Annotated in this window: 12 protein-coding genes; 2 read left to right on the top strand and 10 right to left on the bottom strand. The window is 71.5% G+C overall.

Annotated elements, in window-relative coordinates:
• Positions 1 to 119 precede the first annotated feature (119 nt).
• A complete protein-coding gene (locus FHS22_RS11495) occupies positions 120 to 983 on the top strand; it encodes a CAP domain-containing protein (RefSeq protein ID WP_184940929.1) in 864 nt (287 codons plus the stop codon).
• A 520-nt stretch (positions 984 to 1,503) separates the two neighbouring features.
• Positions 1,504 to 3,411 (top strand): S8 family serine peptidase, encoded by a 1,908-nt coding sequence (locus FHS22_RS11490; RefSeq protein ID WP_184940927.1) that lies wholly within the window; start codon positions 1,504 to 1,506, stop codon positions 3,409 to 3,411.
• Positions 3,412 to 3,512: 101 nt separating this feature from the next.
• Here the strand turns inward: FHS22_RS11490 and ilvC are convergent, their stop codons facing one another.
• The 10 genes from ilvC to FHS22_RS11440 form a co-directional block, all read right to left on the bottom strand.
• Complete coding sequence (ilvC, locus tag FHS22_RS11485) at positions 3,513 to 4,493, bottom strand: ketol-acid reductoisomerase (protein WP_184941244.1); 981 nt, start codon at positions 4,491 to 4,493, stop codon at positions 3,513 to 3,515.
• A gap of 57 nt (positions 4,494 to 4,550) precedes the next feature.
• Positions 4,551 to 5,075: an acetolactate synthase small subunit gene (gene ilvN / locus FHS22_RS11480; RefSeq protein WP_184940926.1), complete on the bottom strand. Its 525-nt coding sequence runs from the start codon at positions 5,073 to 5,075 to the stop codon at positions 4,551 to 4,553.
• A 73-nt stretch (positions 5,076 to 5,148) separates the two neighbouring features.
• The gene (locus FHS22_RS11475; protein ID WP_338047713.1) at positions 5,149 to 6,957 is read right to left on the bottom strand and encodes an acetolactate synthase large subunit; all 1,809 of its coding nucleotides are present in this window, start codon (positions 6,955 to 6,957) and stop codon (positions 5,149 to 5,151) included.
• Positions 6,958 to 7,122: 165 nt separating this feature from the next.
• Entirely contained in the window at positions 7,123 to 9,864 is a 2,742-nt protein-coding gene (locus FHS22_RS11470) for a putative bifunctional diguanylate cyclase/phosphodiesterase (protein WP_184940922.1), read from the bottom strand.
• A gap of 273 nt (positions 9,865 to 10,137) precedes the next feature.
• Positions 10,138 to 11,046: a 2-hydroxyacid dehydrogenase gene (locus tag FHS22_RS11465; RefSeq protein WP_184940920.1), complete on the bottom strand. Its 909-nt coding sequence runs from the start codon at positions 11,044 to 11,046 to the stop codon at positions 10,138 to 10,140.
• A 541-nt stretch (positions 11,047 to 11,587) separates the two neighbouring features.
• On the bottom strand, positions 11,588 to 12,067 hold the full coding sequence (locus FHS22_RS11460; protein ID WP_338047712.1) for a TIGR00725 family protein: 480 nt from the start codon (positions 12,065 to 12,067) through the stop codon (positions 11,588 to 11,590).
• Between the two features lie 259 nt (positions 12,068 to 12,326).
• On the bottom strand, positions 12,327 to 13,121 hold the full coding sequence (locus FHS22_RS11455; RefSeq protein WP_184940916.1) for a hypothetical protein: 795 nt from the start codon (positions 13,119 to 13,121) through the stop codon (positions 12,327 to 12,329).
• Positions 13,122 to 13,674: 553 nt separating this feature from the next.
• Positions 13,675 to 15,786: a VanW family protein gene (locus FHS22_RS11450; protein WP_184940914.1), complete on the bottom strand. Its 2,112-nt coding sequence runs from the start codon at positions 15,784 to 15,786 to the stop codon at positions 13,675 to 13,677.
• Between the two features lie 87 nt (positions 15,787 to 15,873).
• A complete protein-coding gene (locus tag FHS22_RS11445) occupies positions 15,874 to 16,542 on the bottom strand; it encodes a response regulator (protein WP_184940913.1) in 669 nt (222 codons plus the stop codon).
• Positions 16,539 to 18,125, bottom strand: a complete 1,587-nt coding sequence (locus FHS22_RS11440; RefSeq protein ID WP_338047711.1) for an ATP-binding protein — start codon at positions 18,123 to 18,125, stop codon at positions 16,539 to 16,541. The genes FHS22_RS11445 and FHS22_RS11440 overlap by 4 nt, the downstream gene beginning before the upstream one ends.
• Positions 18,126 to 18,167: the final 42 nt, after the last annotated feature.

Raw genomic sequence — 18,167 nt, 5'->3', positions numbered from 1 at the left:
CAACGATCACTCAGGTTTACTCGCGCGCCTTATGAATTCCTTAAATTTCGTGACAAGAGGGATCTACCCCCGACAGAATGCGGGTTCCATCCAGCGTCTAACCCTCTGGAGGAACCGATATGCGCAGACCGCTGGGGGCACTGGTGTGCCTCGGGAGTCTGGCGGCACTGAGCACCCCGGTCGCCGCGGCCCACGCCGCTGCGGCCCCCCGGGACACCTGCCGGGTGCAGGTGTCCGCCCCCACCGTCACTCCCGCCGGGAAGATCCAGGTGACCGGCACCCGAGCCGGCTGTGACGACCGGGCCCTGCTCCGCATCCGGATCAAGCAGGCCAACCGCGGCCCCGACCGCACCCTCGCCAGCGGCGCCAGGCGGGGGGTCAACGGCACCCTGACCGTCAAGCTGCGCTGCGGCGCCACCCCGCGCACCTACTACGCGGTGGTCCTGGACTACCGCGGCAACGCGGCCAAGTCGCAGGCGGTCCGGCTCTCCTGCTCCTCCACGGGCACGCCGGCCCCCGCCCCCTCGGCCACTCCGACGGCGAGCCCCACGGCCACGCCCACCACGACCCCCACGACCCCGGGGAACGGCACGGGAACGGCCGAGGAGAACGAGGTCGTGCGCCTGACCAACATCGAGCGGCAGAAGGGCGGGTGCGGCCCGCTCCAGCACGACCCGCAGCTCAACAAGGCCGCCCACGACCACTCGGCCACCCAGGCCTCCCGCAACCAGATGACGCACCAGTTCCCGGGCGGCCCCGACTTCGTGGCGCGCATCCGCGCGGCGGGCTTCACCGGAGGATCGGCGTTCGCGGAGAACGTCGCCGCGGGCTACGGGACCCCGGCCTCCGTGGTCGCCGGCTGGATGAAGAGCGACGGCCACCGCAAGAACATCATGAACTGCAAGTACAACCTCATCGGCGCGGGCATGGTCAAGAGCTCCGGCGGCACGCCGTACTGGACCCAGGTCTTCGTCGCCAAGTGAGCACCCGGAGGCGGCGGAGCACCCCCCACGCGTTCCTCCGCCGCCTCCGGTGAACCTCCCGCCCGCCGCGCCGCTGTCCGGGCGAGCCCGGCGGGCAGGGAGGGGTCGCTCCCGGGCCGCACCGGGAGACGCGGACGCCCCCGCGACGGACGGATCGTCGCGGGGGCGTCGCCGTACACGGGCTCCGGGAAGCCGCCCTGCGGCCCCGTCCGCATCGCACGGGATGCGAGATCTTTCACCAGTTCAGGACCTCAAGTGAAAGATAGTGCGAAATTTACCGTTTGAGCCGCAAAGTTTAAGTTTCTTAACTGAAGTCTCATAAGTACCATGGTTCCCGCTTTCCAGTTGATCTCCGGAAAGCGGACGACCCTCAGGGACCACCCGACGGCCGAGCGCACGCTCCCGCCGGCCCCCCTGACGCGCCCCTCCCGCGTGTTCCCGCGGGACCCGCCCCCCGACGACCGGCCGAGCGGCATCACCTGGGCATGCTCGCCGGACCTCTTTCACCCCCGGAGGAACATTGAGGCTGCGGTCTCTCCTGGCGAGCGCCACCGTGCTCACCACCACCGTGCTCACCACCACCGTGCTCACCGCCACCGTCGCGACCCTGGCCGCCGCACCCGCGGCCCACGCCGCACCCGCCGCGGGCGACGCCCCCGTCGTCGACCCGGCCCTCAAGGCCGAGGTCCAGAAGGGCGAGACGGTCCGCGCCATCGTCGAAGTCGACCGCGGTCAGCAGGTCGCGCCCGTCGCCAAGAGCGCCGAGGCCCTGTCGGCGACCACCGACGTGCCGAAGCAGCCGCCCGCCCGCGACTTCTTCGTCATGGAGGTCGACAAGGCGACGCTGACCAAGCTCGACGACGACGAGCGCATCGAGTCGATCTACGAGGACCGGCTCAGCCCGCCCACGCTGGGGACCAGCCTCAAGGTCATCGGTGCCGACAAGGCCCACGCGTCCGGGCGCACCGGCGCCGGCTGGGACGTCGCGATCCTGGACACCGGCATCGACCGCGACCACCCGTTCTTCGCCGGCCGCATCGTCGCCGAGGCGTGCTTCTCCACCACCGACAGCGGCCAGAGGTCGGCGTCCCTCTGCCCCAACGGCGCGAACGCGCAGACCGGCGCCGGCGCCGCCGACGCCGAGACCGCCAAGTGCGGCAGCGGCGGAAGCCTCTGCACGCACGGCAGCCACGTGGCCGGCATCGCCTCGGGCAAGCAGACCGCCGGCGCCGGCGGCAGCGGCGTGGCCCCCGATTCGGGCATCATCGCCATCCAGGTGTTCTCCCGGTTCGACAGCGCCGACGCCTGCGGCGGGCAGGCCCCGTGCGTCATGTCCTACACCTCCGACCAGAAGCGCGCGCTCGCGCACGTCGCGGAACTGAGCAAGAGCCGTAAGATCGCCGCGGCCAACATGAGCCTCGGCGGCGGCCGGTTCTCCTCCTCCTGCGACGCCGACCCCCAGGGCAACGGCGTCAAGCCCGAGATCGACGCGCTGCTGGGCCGCGGCGTCGCCACCGTGATCGCCGCCGGCAACTCCGGGTACGGCGCCGCGGTCAGCTCGCCCGGGTGCATCTCCACCGCCGTGACGGTGGGCGCCACCGACAACGGCGACGCGATCGCGGCCTTCTCCAACCGGGGCGCGCTGCTCGACGTCTTCGCCCCCGGCGTGCAGATCATGTCCAGCGTCCCGGACGACGCCTGGGCCCGCTACAGCGGCACCTCCATGGCCGCCCCGCACGTGGCCGGCGCCTTCGCGGTGATGCGGCAGGCCATGCCGGAGGCGACCGTGGCCGAGATCCTGGCGGCGTTCCGGAGCACCGGCAAGGCCGTCGCCTACAGCAGCGGCGGGAGCGGCGTCACCACCCCGCGGATGGACCTCCTGGCCTCCCTGCCCAAGGGAACCCCGACGCCGACCCCGACGCCGACCGGCGGCGCGAGCCCCGCGCCCACCCCGACCGCCACCCCGACGGCGGCCCCCACCCCGGCGCCGACCGGCACGGCCACCCCGGCCCCCACCCCCACGCCGACCGCGCCGGGGCAGCGGCCCGCCGAGAAGCGGGTGATCGACCTCGTCAACCAGGCACGCGCCGACTACGGCTGCGCCCCGGTCGTCTTCGACGCCAGGCTGTACACCGCGGCCCTGGGCCACTCCACCGACATGGCCGGGAACCGCTACTTCAGCCACACGTCGAAGGACGGACGCACCCCCGCCGACCGGATCCGGGAGGCGGGGTTCTCCCCGCTCCGCGCCTGGGCCGAGAACATCGCCTGGGGCCAGCGCAGCGCCGAGTCCGTCACGGACGTCTGGATGAGGAGCCGCGGCCACCGGGCCAACATCCTGAACTGCAAGCTCACCCACATCGCCGTGGCCTACGCCAAGAACTCCGGCGGCGTCCCCTACTGGACCCAGGTGTTCGCCCGCCGGTAGCGGCCCGCGGATCCGCGCCCGCGTCCGGAAGAGCACGCGTCCGAAAAAAGAACGGCGCCGCCCGGGACCTCCCGGGCGGCGCCGTACCGCGTGCGGAACCCCTACTTCAGCCAGCTCATCATCGGGCGGAGCTTGGCGCCGGTCTTCTCGATCGGGTGCTCGGCCAGCTCCTCGCGGTAGGCGGTGAACTTCTTCTGGCCGCCGTCGAACTCCTCGACGAGCTCCTTGGCGAACTCGCCGGACTGGATCTCGGCGAGGATGCGCTTCATCTCCTTCTTGGTCTCCTCCGTCACGACGCGCGGGCCGCGGGAGTAGCCGCCGTACTCGGCGGTGTCGGAGACCGACCAGTACATCTTGTGGATGCCGCCCTCGTACATGAGGTCGACGATCAGCTTCATCTCGTGCAGGCACTCGAAGTAGGCGACCTCGGGCTGGTAGCCCGCCTCGATCAGGGTCTCGAACCCGGCCTTGATCAGCTCGGAGACGCCGCCGCAGAGCACGGCCTGCTCGCCGAAGAGGTCGGTCTCGGTCTCCTCGGTGAAGGTGGTCTTCAGCGCGCCGGCGCGGGTGCCGCCGATGCCCTTGGCGTAGGAGAGCACCAGCGGCCAGGCGGCGCCGGTGGCGTCCTTCTCGACCGCGACGAGGCACGGCACGCCGCGGCCCGCGGTGTACTGGCGGCGGACGAGGTGACCCGGGCCCTTGGGGGCGACCATCGCGACGTCGACGCCCTCGGGGGCCTCGATGAGGCCGTAGCGGATGTTCAGTCCGTGGCCGAAGAAGAGCGCGTCGCCCTCCTGCAGGTTCGGCAGGATGTCCTGGGTGTAGAGGTGGCGCTGGATGTGGTCCGGGGCGAGGATCATGATCAGGTCCGCCTCGGCGGCCGCCTCGGCCGGGGTGAGCACGCGCAGGCCGTCGGCCTCGGCCTTCTCCCGGCTCTTGGAGCCCTCGGGCAGGCCGACCCGGACGTCCACACCGGAGTCGCGCAGGGACAGGGCGTGGGCGTGGCCCTGGCTGCCGTACCCGATGACGGCCACGACACGGCCCTGGATGATCGACAGGTCGGCCTGGTCGTCGTAGAAGATCTCAGTCACTTGCTTGAACCTTTCAGGGTTTCGTACGGCTCTGCCCGCGATCGGGCGCTACGCGGTCCGGTCCAGGGCCCGGAGAGAGCGGTCGGTGATGGAACGGGCGCCGCGGCCGATGGCCACCATGCCCGACTGGACGAGTTCCTTGATGCCGAACGGCTCCAGGACCTTGATGAAGGCCTCCAGCTTGTCCGGCGTCCCGGTGACCTCGATGGTCACCGCGTCGGAGGCGACGTCGACGCAGCGCGCGCGGAACAGGTTGACCAGCTCCAGCACGCTGGAGCGGTTCTCCGCGTCGGCCCGCACCTTGATCAGGGTGAGTTCGCGCTGGACCGACTGGGCCGGGTCGAGCTCCACGATCTTCAGCACGTTCACCAGCTTGTTGAGCTGCTTGGTGACCTGCTCCAGCGGGAGGTCCTCGACGTTGACCACGATGGTCATCCGGGAGATGTCCTCGTGCTCGGTCGGCCCGACCGCCAGGGAGTCGATGTTGAACCCCCGGCGGCTGAACAGCGAGGCGACGCGCGCGAGCACGCCGGGCTTGTTCTCCACCAGCACCGAGAGCGTGTGCCTGCTCATGCGTTCCTCCTCGCCTGGCGGCTCGTCGGCGCATCGGCGAGCCCGCTGTGTCTACTGGTCCGCTCGCTCACGCCTACTCCTCGTTGTCCCAGACCGGCGCCATGTCGCGCGCGAACTTGATGTCGTCGTTGCTGGTGCCGGCCGCGACCATCGGCCAGACCATCGCGTCCTGGTGCACGACGAAGTCGATCACGACCGGAACGTCGTTGATCTCCATCGCCTTCTTGATGGTCGCGTCCACGTCCTCCGGCCGCTCGCATCTCAGGCCCACACAACCGTACGCCTCGGCGAGCTTCACGAAGTCGGGAATCCGGCGGACCGTCTGCAGGTCGGTGTTGGAGTAGCGCTCGTTGTAGAAGAGCGTCTGCCACTGGCGGACCATGCCGAGGTTGCCGTTGTTGATGACCGCGACCTTGATCGGCACGCCCTCGATGGCGCAGGTGGCCAGTTCCTGGTTGGTCATCTGGAAGCAGCCGTCGCCGTCGATGGCCCAGACCGTGCTCTCGGGCCGGCCCATCTTGGCGCCCATCGCGGCCGGGACCGCGAAGCCCATCGTGCCGGCGCCGCCGGAGTTGATGAACGTGCCGGGCTTCTCGTAGCCGATGAACTGGGCCGCCCACATCTGGTGCTGGCCGACGCCCGCGGTGTAGAGCGCGTCGGGGCCGACGATCGCGCCCAGCCGCTCCATGACGTACTGCGGGGCCAGGGAGCCGTCCTCGAACTGCTCGTAGCCCAGCGGGTAGGTCGCCCGGTAGCCGTTGAGCAGCGTCCACCAGTCGGCGTAGTCGCCCTTGCGGTCCTCGGCGCGCACCGCCGCGATCAGGTCGGCCAGGACCTCCTTGCAGTCGCCCACGATCGGGACGTCGGCGTGCCGGTTCTTGGAGATCTCCGCCGGGTCGATGTCGGCGTGGACGACCTTGGCGTACGGCGCGAAGCTGGACAGGTCACCGGTGACGCGGTCGTCGAAGCGCACGCCGAGGCCGATGATCAGGTCGGACTTCTGCAGCGCGCCGACCGCCGAGACCGAGCCGTGCATGCCGGGCATGCCCATGTGCTGCGGGTGGCTGTCGGGGAACGTGCCCCGGGCCATCAGCGTGGTGACGACCGGGATGCCGGTCAGCTCGGCGAACTCCAGCAGCAGCGCCGAGGCGCCCGCGCGGTGCACGCCGCCGCCGACGTACAGCACCGGCCGCTTCGCCTCGGCGATCAGCTTGGCCGCCTCGCGGATCTGCTTGGAGTGCGGCCGGGTCACCGGGCGGTAGCCGGGCAGCTGCATGGTCACCGGCCACTGGAAGGTCGTGGTGGCCTGCAGCGCGTCCTTGGCGATGTCGACCAGGACCGGCCCGGGGCGCCCGGTGGAGGCGATGTGGAAGGCCTCGACGATCGTCCTGGGGATGTCGGCCGGGTTGGTGACCAGGAAGTTGTGCTTCGTGATCGGCATGGTGATGCCGGAGATGTCGGCTTCCTGGAAGGCGTCGGTGCCGATCGCGGCGCTCGCCACCTGGCCGGTGATCGCGACCAGCGGGACCGAGTCCATGTAGGCGTCGGCGATCGGGGTGACCAGGTTGGTCGCGCCCGGGCCGCTGGTGGCCATGCACACCCCGACCCTGCCGGTGGCCTGCGCGTATCCCTGGGCCGCGTGGCCGGCGCCCTGCTCGTGCCGTACGAGCACGTGCCGGACCTTGGTCGAGTCGTAGAGGGGATCGTAGGCGGGGAGAATCGCGCCGCCCGGAATCCCGAACACGGTGTCAACCCCGACGTGCTCCAGGGCCCGCACCAGGGCCTGGGCTCCTGTCATCTGTTCGGTCATCGGCTCGTTCCTTGTGTGGCTGAGCTGCTCGCTGGCATGGGACGTGCTGGCATAAAAAACGCCCCATCCCACCTGATCATGGCGGGGCTGGGGCGGCGCGCAGGTCGGAGTGCTTCGCTAGCGGCCTGCGCGCCGGCGAAGTACTACGCGAATCCCACGGTGATGCATGGCTCCACGATGGCCGATGAAGTGCTCCTGCGTCAAATTCATGGGACACATGTCTCAATGTCCGAGACGTCAGACGCTTTCCCGCAGGCCGGCGGCCGTGGCGGGCATCAGGGAGTCGACACCGCGGGGGGCCATCGGCCGCGCCACCAGGTAGCCCTGGCCGCGCGTGCAGCCCATCTCCCGCAGCAGGTCCAGCTGCTCGGGACGCTCGATGCCCTCGGCCACCACGATCAGTCCGAGGTCGTGACCGAGCCGAACGATCGTGCGGGTCAGCAGCGTCAGCGTCTCGTCGCGGCCCAGGCCGGAGACGAACGACGGATCGATCTTGATCATGTCCACCGGGAGCTGGCGGAGGAACGCCAGCGAGGCGTAGCCGGTGCCGAAGTCGTCGATGGCCAGCCGCACCCCGAGCCCGCGCAGCTCGGACAGGCGGGTGACGACCTCCTCGGCGTCCTCGACCAGCATCTCCTCGATCACCTCGAGGGTCAGCGCGCTGGGCGGCAGGCCGCTCTCGGCCAGCGCCGACTCGACGGTCTCCACGAAGCGCGGCGCGGTGATCTGCCGGGCCGAGAGGTTGAGCGAGAGGCCGATGTCCCACCCCGACGCCCGCCACGCCGCCACCTCCTGGCAGGCCTCCCGCAGGATCCACTCGCTCAGCGGCACGATCAGGCCGGTGTCCTCGGCCGGGCCGAGGAACTGCTCCGGGGGCACGAACACGCCCCCCTTCCACCAGCGCACCAACGCCTCCACCGCGGTGACGCGCGAGGTGGCCAGGTCCACCACCGGCTGGTACTCGATCGCGAACTGGTTCTCCAGCAGCGCCCGCTGCAGGTCCGCGGCGAGCTCCAGGCGGCGCACCACGTCGGCGTGCATGTGGGCGGCGAACACCTCGACCCGGCGTCCGCCGAGTTCCTTGGCCCGGGCCATCGCCACGTCGGCGTTGCGGATCAGGTCCGCCGAGGACACCTCGTCGTCGGCGAAGGCCACCCCGACGCTCGCGGTCAGCGCGATGTCCCGGTCGGCCACCCGGAACGGCTCCGAGGAGACCGTGTGGATCAGCAGCTCGGCCAGGTCCACCGCCGTCTGCGCGTCCGCCCCCGACTCCAGCAGCACCGCGAACTCGTCGCCGCCCCAGCGGGCCAGGGTGTCGTCGGTCCGTACGGCGGCGCGGAGCCTGCGGGCGGCCTGGCCGAGCAGGTAGTCGCCGCTGGCGTGGCCGACCGAGTCGTTGACCGAGGTGAAGCCGTCGAGGTCGAGGAAGATCACAGCCGTACGGCTCCCGCCGGGCCTGGCCAGCACCTCCCTGGTGCGCTCCTCGAAGTAGGCCCGGTTGGGCAGGCCGGTGATGCCGTCGTGGAAGGTCAGGTGGGTGAGCTGGTTGCGCAGGGCCTCCTCGTCGCTGACGTCGCGCGTGGTGACCAGGAGCAGTCCCTCCCCGCGCACGTGCCGGGTGGCCACCGACTCGGTCGGCCGCCAGGTGCCGTCGGCCGCGCGGATCCGGCAGGCGATCATGCAGGCCCCGGTGCCCTCGGCCGGCTCCTCGTCGGGGCTCATCGCGTGCAGCGCCTGCCGGATGCCGGGCACGTCCTCCGGGTGGATGTAGTCGAAGATCGATCCGCCGACCAGTTCCTCGGGGCGGTAGCCGTACGTGATCTCGACGCCCTCGCCGATCCGGTGCACCAGGCCGTCGTGGTCGCAGAGCAGGACCACGTCGCCGGTGCTCTCGGCCAGGTCCTGGAGCTGCCGCTCGCCGAGGTCCAGCAGGCGCCGCAGGCGGCCCGCCTCCGTCAGGACCGTGAACAGCCGCACCACCAGGACCCCCACGACCGAGGCCGAGACGACGGCCAGGACCCCGCCGGGACCCTTCACGCCGCCGCCGAGCACCCGCAGGAGCACCACGGCGGTGGCCGCGGCGACGAGGACCGGCGGCACCGCGGCGAGCAGCGGGAAGACCGGCCCGTCCGCGGGCTCCTCCCGGGCATCGGGCGCCGGCTCCGCCTCGGAAGCCGCATCTCCCTCCCGGGCCGCCTGCGCCTCGCGGGCCGCCTGCGCCTCGCGGGCCGCCTGCGCCTCGCGGGCCGCGCGGCCGGTCCAGGGGACCGCGGCGAGCAGCAGGAACGCCATCGGGGCCGGCCAGATCCCGGCCGCCGGCGGGGCGTCTCCCGCCAGCCTCGCCACCGCGGTGACCGTCTCGCTGACGGTGATGGCGGCGAGCACGGCGAGCGCCGCCAGGCCCACCGGCCACGCCGAGCGCCGGATCGGCACCACCGAGGGCGCCACCGCGCAGGCGAGGACCAGGCAGAGCAGCGGGGCGGAGAAGGTGACGGCGAAGCCGCCCGCCCCTCCGGCCTCGCCGTAGAGGGGGCCCAGCACGAGGACCCAGGCGATCGCGAAGAGCGAGGCCGCGCAGACGTAGGCGTCGGCGAGACCGCGCAGGAACGCAGGCCCCTGGGCGGGCCGGGCGGCGGACAGGCCGGTGCCGACGGCGAGCATCGCCGTGCCGACGAGCAGCACCAGGTCGGCGAAGTTCACCACGAACGGCGTGCCGTCCGCGATCGGCCGGGCGCCGGTCCCGGCCGTCCAGGTGATCGATCCCGCCGCCAGCCAGCGCCAGGCCGGCGCCCGGCGGCGGCCGGTCGCCCGGGAGGCCGCGACGAACAGGGAGAGCGCGGCGGCCGCGGCGGCCGCGACGCCCGCCACCGCTCCGGCGACCCCCGCCGGGACGCCGCCGGCGAGCGCGGCGACGAGCCCTGCCGCGCCGATCCCGGCGGCGGCGGTCAGCGGTACCCGTGGGTCACGCCAGCGGATCATCTCTTGCCCATCCAGTGTTAGGTCCGTCTCGCCTCCGCGGCGTTCCTTCACTCCGCCGCGCCCGCGACGCCGTCGCGGTGCACCTCCTCGTTCTCGCGCCCCGGAGAGCACACGGCCAGTGTGGACTCTCCGGACGGCACGGGGGGTGACAACAGCGCAGTCGTCACCGTTCTGATAACCATGCGAGCGATCAGGGTCGCAGGAGACAACGATACGTACGTAAGGTCACGGGCCAGCCACGGTCCGGATTCCTTTCCCGGTCGTCTTTCTCCGTCAATATGAGCCTGTAATCATGTTCTTGAGCGGTTCACCTGCGAGGTAGCGCAGGAGCTGCGAGCGGAGCAGCCGCAGCGTGCGCCGTCCCGAGGCCGGAGTGCTGCCCGCCACGTGCGGGGTGACGAACACCCCCGGCGCCGTCCAGAGCGGGTGGTCCGGGGGCAGCGGCTCCGGGTCGGTCACGTCGAGCGCCGCCATGATCCGGCCCTTCTCCAGCTCGGCGAGGAGCGCTCCGGTGTCCACCACCCCTCCCCGCGCGGCGTTCACCAGCAGGGCGCCGTCCTTCATCGCGGCCAGGAAGTCCGCTCCCGCCAGCCCGGCGGTGTCGGGCGTGGCCGGGACCAGCAGCACCACCACGTCCGCCCGGGGCAGCAGCGCGGGCAGTTCGTCCTGGCCGTGCACGTTCCCCCGCGCGGTCCTGGCCACCCGGACCACGTCCACCTCGAACCCGGCCAGCCGCCGCTCCAGCGCCTCGCCGATCGAGCCGTATCCGACGATCAGCACGGTCGAGTCGGCCAGCGCCCCGGTGTGGTGGTAGGTCCACTCCGCCCGCTCCTGGGCCCTGACGAACCCCGGGAACTCCCGGAGCATCGCGATCATCGCCCCCACCGCCCACTCCGCGGTGCCCGCGTCGTGCACTCCGCGCGCGTTGCAGAGCACGACCCCCTCCGGCAGGTGCGGCCGGTACGGCTCCACGCCCGCCGTCACGGTCTGCAGCAGCCTCAGCCGGGGCATCCGGCCGAGCAGCCCCGGGATGTCGGGCACCGTCACCAGCGGCGGGACCCAGACCTCGACCTCCTCCACCCCCTCGGGAACCGGTCCGGTGCCGTCGTAGACGGCGCACTCCACGTCGGGCAGATCACTCAGGACATCGACGGCGGCCTCGGAAGGGACCCAGATCTTCATGCCCGCATTATCCAAGGCCGCTCCCGAGCGTCTCCGGGTGCATGGTAGTGGCCGTGGCTTCCCGGTTTCGCCGTGTTCCGGTGGGGCCTTGGTTGTCGTCGTGTTCCGGTGGGGCCTTGGTTGTCGTCGTGTTTCGGTGAGGGCTTCTGTCTGGTTCATGGTCGCGCTCCGCGGGTGGTTGTTCCGGCCGGTTCGTCGCAGCGGGCCTCTGGTCGCACAGGGCGGCGGCCTGCCGGGCGCGCGGGGTTGCGCCTTTGACACCGGCCGGAACAACCACCCGCTCCGCACTCCTCGCCCGCCGCCGCACCGGGTGCGGGCCGCATGGATGCGGGCCTGTCCCGGACGACCGGTGTTCCCGCCGTCGCTGAAGCAACCCGCGCGGGCCTGGTGCGGGGTGGCTCGCCGTTGCCTTGCGGCCATGCTGTCGGGAAGGAGCTCACGGCGGGCCGCCGCAGGGTGTGCCGACCAGGACTGATCCTGTCATGTGGACGATGGTGTGGCCGAGAAAGCGGGAAAAGGCGCGGGATCCATGGCCGGCGGGTCAGTGACCGGACCAGAGCCCGGTGGCCGTCAGTGCCTCCTCCGGTGACGAAGCGTGCCTGACACCGGCAAGTGGGTGCCCTTCCTCGTCGAGGAGTCGCCAGCCGCCGAGCTGGACCACGGGGGTACGGCCCCGGCGCATGGCGAGCGCCAGCTCCGACAGAGTTCCCCACGATCCGCCGATGACGATCACGGCGTCACCCGAGTTGACGATGATGTTGTTCCGAGCTTCCCCGACGCCGGTCGGGATCACGATGGACAGGTCAGGGTTGGCGTTCTCCCTGTCGGCCCGGGACAGGATGCCCACCACCGTTCCGCCCGCCGACCGGGCACCGGCCGCCACCGCGGCCATGACCCCCGTGTACCCGCCGCAGATCACCACCGCGCCGCGCTCCGCCAGCAGCCTGCCGACCTCGCGGGCGTTGGACTCGTCTTCGCTCGTGCAGTCGCGCGGCCCGCAGACCGCCACCTGGATCGCCACGATGTGATCCTCCCAGCTACCGGTCGGGAACCTCCGGGGGCGGCCGCGGTCCTGCAGGTGATGATCCATTCGGTGGAGACGGTGGTGTGCCGGGTCAACTCCGCTTCGGTCATGGGCGGGCAGGCGGACGGTTACAGCCCAAGCCGCATGAATCCGTGTAGACGGCGTTGCCGCCTGCGTCGCTCCTGCCGTTGATTTCCGCGACAACCATGCACAATTTTGGTGTTGACGTTGAGCAGGTTGTTCCGCAGGTCGTCGATCACCAGTCGTCGCTGATGAGGTGCTTGGGCGGAGCCGTGATCTTGACGGGGGTTCCCCATCCTCGATAGATGATGTTCATCGTCATAGTGTCGGCCTCACCGCCCTCCGGCCGGGTGAACCTTATGATGGCGTGGAAACGTCTCGGCAGGTTGTCCGGACCCACCCAGAGTTTCCAGGTGATCGGCCCGCCCCACGTGAAAGGCTCCTCCTCGGTCCCGAAGGTCATCCCGGCCTGCCGTTCACCCAGCTTGGGAACCGTCACCGTGCCGCTGTGGAGGGTCGTCTTCACTCCCTCGAATGTTCCACCGTCAGCGCTGGTCGCACCGTGAGAGGCGCCCAGCTTGAGGAAGCCCGGGTTGATCCCGTTGATCAGGTCCTCTCCCCAGATGACCCCGGCGAAGTTCCGCCCGTAGGTCCATTCCCCCACCGTCGGCGGCGACTTCCAGATGTACTTGCCGTCCTTGGAACGCACGTAGGCCTGTGAGTAGAACTCCCGACCGATGCTGATTCCCCGGGACCGGCCTGTCCCTCCTGGCACCTGGTAGATCTCCGTGGTGTCGGCGGCGTACACGCCTGAAGCCCTGAAGCGGTACGCACCGGACGCCTTCATGTCCCAGGTGGCTGGAGGCCCACCACGTCGCTTGACAGAGAAGCGCACGCTGCTCTTCTTCGCGAACTGCTTCTTGATCGCTTTAACGACGGAGTCGAGGGACTCCGATTCGGGAGCCGCGTGCACGGCGCCGCCGGGAATCATGACGCTCAGCAGGCCGGCCACTACCAGCGTGACGCTCATACGTTTCATGCGCCGATCATTGCAAACGATGATCTATATCTCATCACGGCAAGTCCCTTGCCTAGCGCTCGTCATCCGGCTGTTGCGTTCACCGGCTATTGCATCCCCATCTACAGCTGGCTGATCGACTTCGGGGCTCAGAGAAACGCTCGGAGAAATCGCAACACCCTGCGGCGGTCCGCCGTGAGCTCCTTCCCGACAGCATGGCCGCAAGGCAACGGCGAATCACCCGTACCGGACCCGCGCGGATTGCTTCAGCGACGGCGGGAACACCGGTCGTCCGGGAAAGGCCCGCATCCATACGGCCCGCACCCGGTACGGCCGAGCATGAGGAGTGCGGAGCGGGCGGGTACTCCGGCCGGCGTCAAAGGCGCAACCCCGCGCGCCCGGCAGGCCGCCGCCCCCGCGAACGAGAGACCCGCTGCGACGAGCCGGCCGGAGTACCCGCCCGCGGAGCGCGACCATGAACAAAACAGCAGCCCCCACCGAAGCACGATCCCCAAGAACAAACCCGCACCGAAGCCACGGCGACACCCGATGCGGAAAGTCGCGGTTACTCGTCCTCGGTGGGCTCGGCGACGCACTTGAGGTCGAGCTCGGGCTTGTAGACGGTCGTCTTCTTCTCCCGCTTGACCTCCCTGCCGTCCTGCTTGAAGATCCGGGTCACGTCGATCGTGAACCCCGGCTGGCCGGTCATCGGGATGCAGCCGGGGCCGCTGTCGGTCTTGCGCTCGAACTGGGTGGGGTTGTAGCGCTCGGAGGAGACGGACTCGATGTCGTAGCGCTTGGTGCTCCAGAAGGCGACCGTGACCGAGGTGCTCGTCGCCGAGGACTTCACCAGCACGCCGTACTCGGAGTCGTTCTTCCAGCGGAAGTCCGGCTGGGGCCAGGAGACCGTGGACTCGCGGCCCGCGGGGTAGCGCGAGATGTAGAACTCGTGCGCCATGTGCTGGACGTCCTGGAGGCCGCCGAAGAACACGGCGTTGTACATGGTCGTCACGAACTGGGAGATCCCGCCGCCGACCGAGGGGACCAGCCTCCCGCCCTGGATCATGGGCGCCTCGACGAAGCCGCGGGCCTTGTCGCGCTGGCCGACCACGCCGTTGAGCGAGAAGGTCTCGCCGGGCTTGACCAGGTGGCCGTCCAGGAGCTTGACGATCGTCTGGATGTTGGTCGCCCGGGGCACGCAGCAGGGGTACATCGTGGTGAACTCGCTGATCTTCTCCTTGATGCCGAGTTTGCGCATCTCGGTCAGGGAGGTGCGCGGCTTGACGGTCGCGAGGGTGACCGGGATCGTGCGGTCGCCGCCCCCGGCGATCAGCTCGGCCACGTCCTCGGCGAGCTTCTCGTCGTCCACGCCCTTGCCTCTGCGGCCGGGGACCAGCCTGGGCTTGTTCCCGACGATCTGGAAGGTCGGCTCCCGGGGCGCCTGCGCCGGGTCGACGAGGTCCTTCTCGACGGAGGCGAGGGCGCTCCTGGCGTCGAACACCGGACGCATGCCGCCGGAGCCGTCGGGCTCGAAGGACAGGTGGGCGGCGATGGTCTCGACCGGGATCTGCGCCTGCTTACCGTCGTAGGTCAGGGTGATCGGGCCGGACAGCGCCTCCTCCGCCGCGGCGGCGGTCTTGGCGACCACGGCGGCCGTGACCTTCGGCTTGATCACGGTGACCGGCAGCCCGACCGGGCCGTCCGTGTTGAGGAACGCCTTCTCGATGGTGTCGGCGGCCGCTTCCCGCTCCAGCTCGCGGCCGTCCCGGGGCTTCACCGCCACGGGCTTGAGGCCCTCGAAGCCGACCGACCCCTCGACCACCTTCCGGTCGATCTTCCCGGCCAGCTCCTCGACGCTCTCCCGGAGCCGCTCGCGGTCGACCGAGACCTTGGGGGCCAGCTCGGTGGTGCCGGTGAGCGCGCGCCAGACGTCCGCGGGAGCGGGGAAGCCGCCACGCGCCTGGCCGATGGTGGCGACGACGTCGAGTTCGAGGCCGGCCTTGGCCGGGTCCAGCGGGTACTCCTTGCCGAGGGCCTCGAGGGACATCTCCTTGCCGGCCCGGTCGGCGAGACGCTCCCTGAGCCGGTCGGCCGCCTCGGTCGCGGTCAGCCCGCCGATGTCGACGCCCCGGACCTGCGAACCGGGAAGGATCTTGCCGGACATGGCGACCGCGGGGACCGCGTAGGCGAGAGCGGCGAGCACCAGCAGGACCGCGACGACGACGAGGACCGTACGGCCCCGGCGGCGAGGGGGGCGCCCCTCCTCCCGCGGGGGACCCGGGGGCGGCGGGCCGTCACCGGGCGCCTGTCCGGGACCGCCGGGCAGGGGACGCTGCGCGAAGGAGGGCTCGGGCGGCGGGGCGGGCATCCGCCAGGGCTGGGGCGGCGGCGCCGTGGGAGGCAGCACCGGCCCGCCGGGGACGGGACCCGCGGAGGGCCCGCCGGGTCCGGGGGCGGGACCCGCGGGAGGCCTGCCGAACCCGGGGGCGCCGGAGGAGCCGAAGATGTCGGGCGAGACGCCCGGAGGCAGCCGCGAGCCGCCGTTGCCCGGCGGGGTCTGCGGGTCCTGCGGGCCGCGGCTTCCGGCGGCGGCCCCGGGGCGGACCGGGCGCGACGGCAGGGGGACCGCGGCGAACGGATCCGTCGGCGGGTCTATGGACCTTCCGGCGTTCCGCACGGCCCCCGTCTCCTCCTGCGTTGCAGCTTCCGTCCTCGGCCACCATAAACCACAACGGTGAACAGGTGTCCTAAAAGGGGTAACAAATCAGCCTGTCCACCGATACCGGTGTTCCGGCCGGCCTGCGGTGCCGTACCTGGGGCGGAGCTCCGTCTGCCCGGCCGCGCACAGGTACTCCAGATAGCGCCGGGCGCTGACCCGGGACAGCCCGGTGAGTGCCGCCGCCTCTGCCGCCGACAGGTCGCCGCCCGCCTCCCTGAGCACCTCGGCGACCAGCGCGCAGGTGGTGGTGGAGAGCCCCTTGGGCAGCGGCGGGCCGCCGCCCGCGGCGCCGAACAGCCGGTCCACCTCCTCCTGGCAGGCCTCGGCGCCGATGGCGGCGAGCCGCCTGCGGGTGGCGGCGTACTGCTCCAGGCGCTCGGTGAGCGCACCGGCCGTGAACGGCTTGATCAGGTAGTTCACCGCCCCGCCGTGCATGGCCGCGCGGACCGTGGCCGCGTCGCGGGCGGCGGTGATGACCAGCACGTCGGCGGGGTTGCGGGCCCCGCGCAGCGTCCTGAGCACGTCGAGTCCTGACATGTCCGGCAGGTAGATGTCGAGCAGCACCAGGTCCGGCCGGTGCCGCGCCGCCCCGGCCACCGCGGCTTCCCCGGTGTGCACGGCGCCGACCACCGTGAAGCCCGGCACCCGCGCCACGTAGCCACCGTGGATCCTGGCCACCATGAAGTCGTCGTCCACCACGAGAACCTTGATCACGATTCCTCCTCGCGGCGGGGCAGCAGGGCGGTGAAGACGGCGCCGCCCGCGTTGTGCACGCGCACCCAGCCGCCGCGGCGCAGGCACGCCTGGCGGGTCAGCGCCAGGCCGAGGCCGCGGGGGCCCGAGCGGGCGGCCTTGGTGGTGAAGCCCTCGCGGAACACCTCGTCGGCCAGTCCGGGGCTGATCCCGGGACCGGAGTCGCCGACCCGGACGTGCAGGCCGTCCTTCTCGGTGCGGACCGAGACCTCCACCGTGCCTCCCGTCTCCGCCAGCGCGTCCAGGGCGTTGGCCACCAGGTTGCCGACGACCAGCACGGCGTCCCGCGGGTCGCCGAGCATGCCCTCCTCGACCCGGGAGTCGCCGGCCAGCACCAGGGACGCGCCCCGTTCGGCCGCCTCCGCGGACTTGGCCAGCAGCAGCGCGGCCAGCGTCGGATCGGCGACCTTCTCCCGGATCCCCGCCGAGTGGCGGCCGTAGGCCTCGGTGGTCCGGGTGATGTAGCCGATCGCCGTCTCGTGCTCGCCGAGCTCCAGCAGGCCGACCACGGTGTGCATGCGGTTGGCGAACTCGTGGGCCTGGGCGCGCAGCGCGTCGGTGGTGCTGCTGGCCTGGTCGAGCGCGTGCGCCAGCCGTACCAGCTCGGTCCGGTCGCGCAGGGTGACCACCCAGCCGCTGCGCTGCTCGCGGACGGCCACCGGCATGCGGTTGAGCACCAGCACCCGGTCGCGGTGGAGGACGACCCTGTCGTCGCCCGGGTCCTCCCCGGCCAGCACGTCCCGCATCCGGTCCGAGAGCGGCATCTCGGCGATCCCCCGCCCGACGTCGTGCGGGGACAGGCCGAGCAGGTCCCGGGCGGCGTCGTTGACCAGCGTCACCCGGCCCTGCAGATCCAGGGCGAGCACGCCCTCCTTCACGCCGTGCAGCACGCCCTCGCGCTGTTCGAGCAGGGCGGCGATCTCCCGGGGTTCGAGGCCGAAGGTCTGCCTGCGGACCCGCCGGGCGATCAGAGCGGCCCCGGCCGAGCCGGCGACGAGCACGGCCAGCACGGTCCAGAGCAGCGGCGGCAGCGCGGTGTCGAGCTGGCCGGCCACGGTCTCCTCCAGCACCCCGACCGAGGTCAGGCCGACGACGTTGCCCGCGGAGTCGAGGACCGGGGCCTTGCCGCGCACCGAGCGGCCGAGGGTGCCGGTCTGGGTGCCGGTCCAGGGACGGCCCGTGGTGAGGACCCCCGAACCGTCGGTGGAGAGCCGCCGGCCGATCATCGCCGGGTTGGGGTGGGCGTAGCGGACCTGGTCCCGGTTGGCGATCACCACGTAGTCGGCGCCGGTGGCGGCCTGCACCCCGGCCGCGATCGGCTGCAGGACGTACTCCGGCCGGGGGAGCGCGAACGCCTCGCGGACCTCGGGCAGCCCGGCCACCGCCTCGGCGATGGCCAGGGCCCGCTGCTGGTGCTGCCGGTCGAGCTGGTCGCGGGTGTGCTCGGCCCAGACGCTCGCCGTACCGCCCGCGGAGAGAAAGACGATCACCATCTGGAGCAGGAGCAGCTGGGTGCCGAGGGAGGCGTTGAGGAGACGGCGCACGAGTGAACCCCCTGGTCAGGGCTTCATGAAAGCAGCCGGAGA

The sequence above is a fragment of the Thiemannella venezuelensis genome (assembly GCF_014203605.1).
Classification (GTDB): domain Bacteria; phylum Actinomycetota; class Actinomycetes; order Streptosporangiales; family Streptosporangiaceae; genus Planomonospora_A; species Planomonospora_A venezuelensis.
Note: the sequence above shows the minus strand (reverse complement) of the source record. Positions and strands in the feature narration are given on the sequence as shown.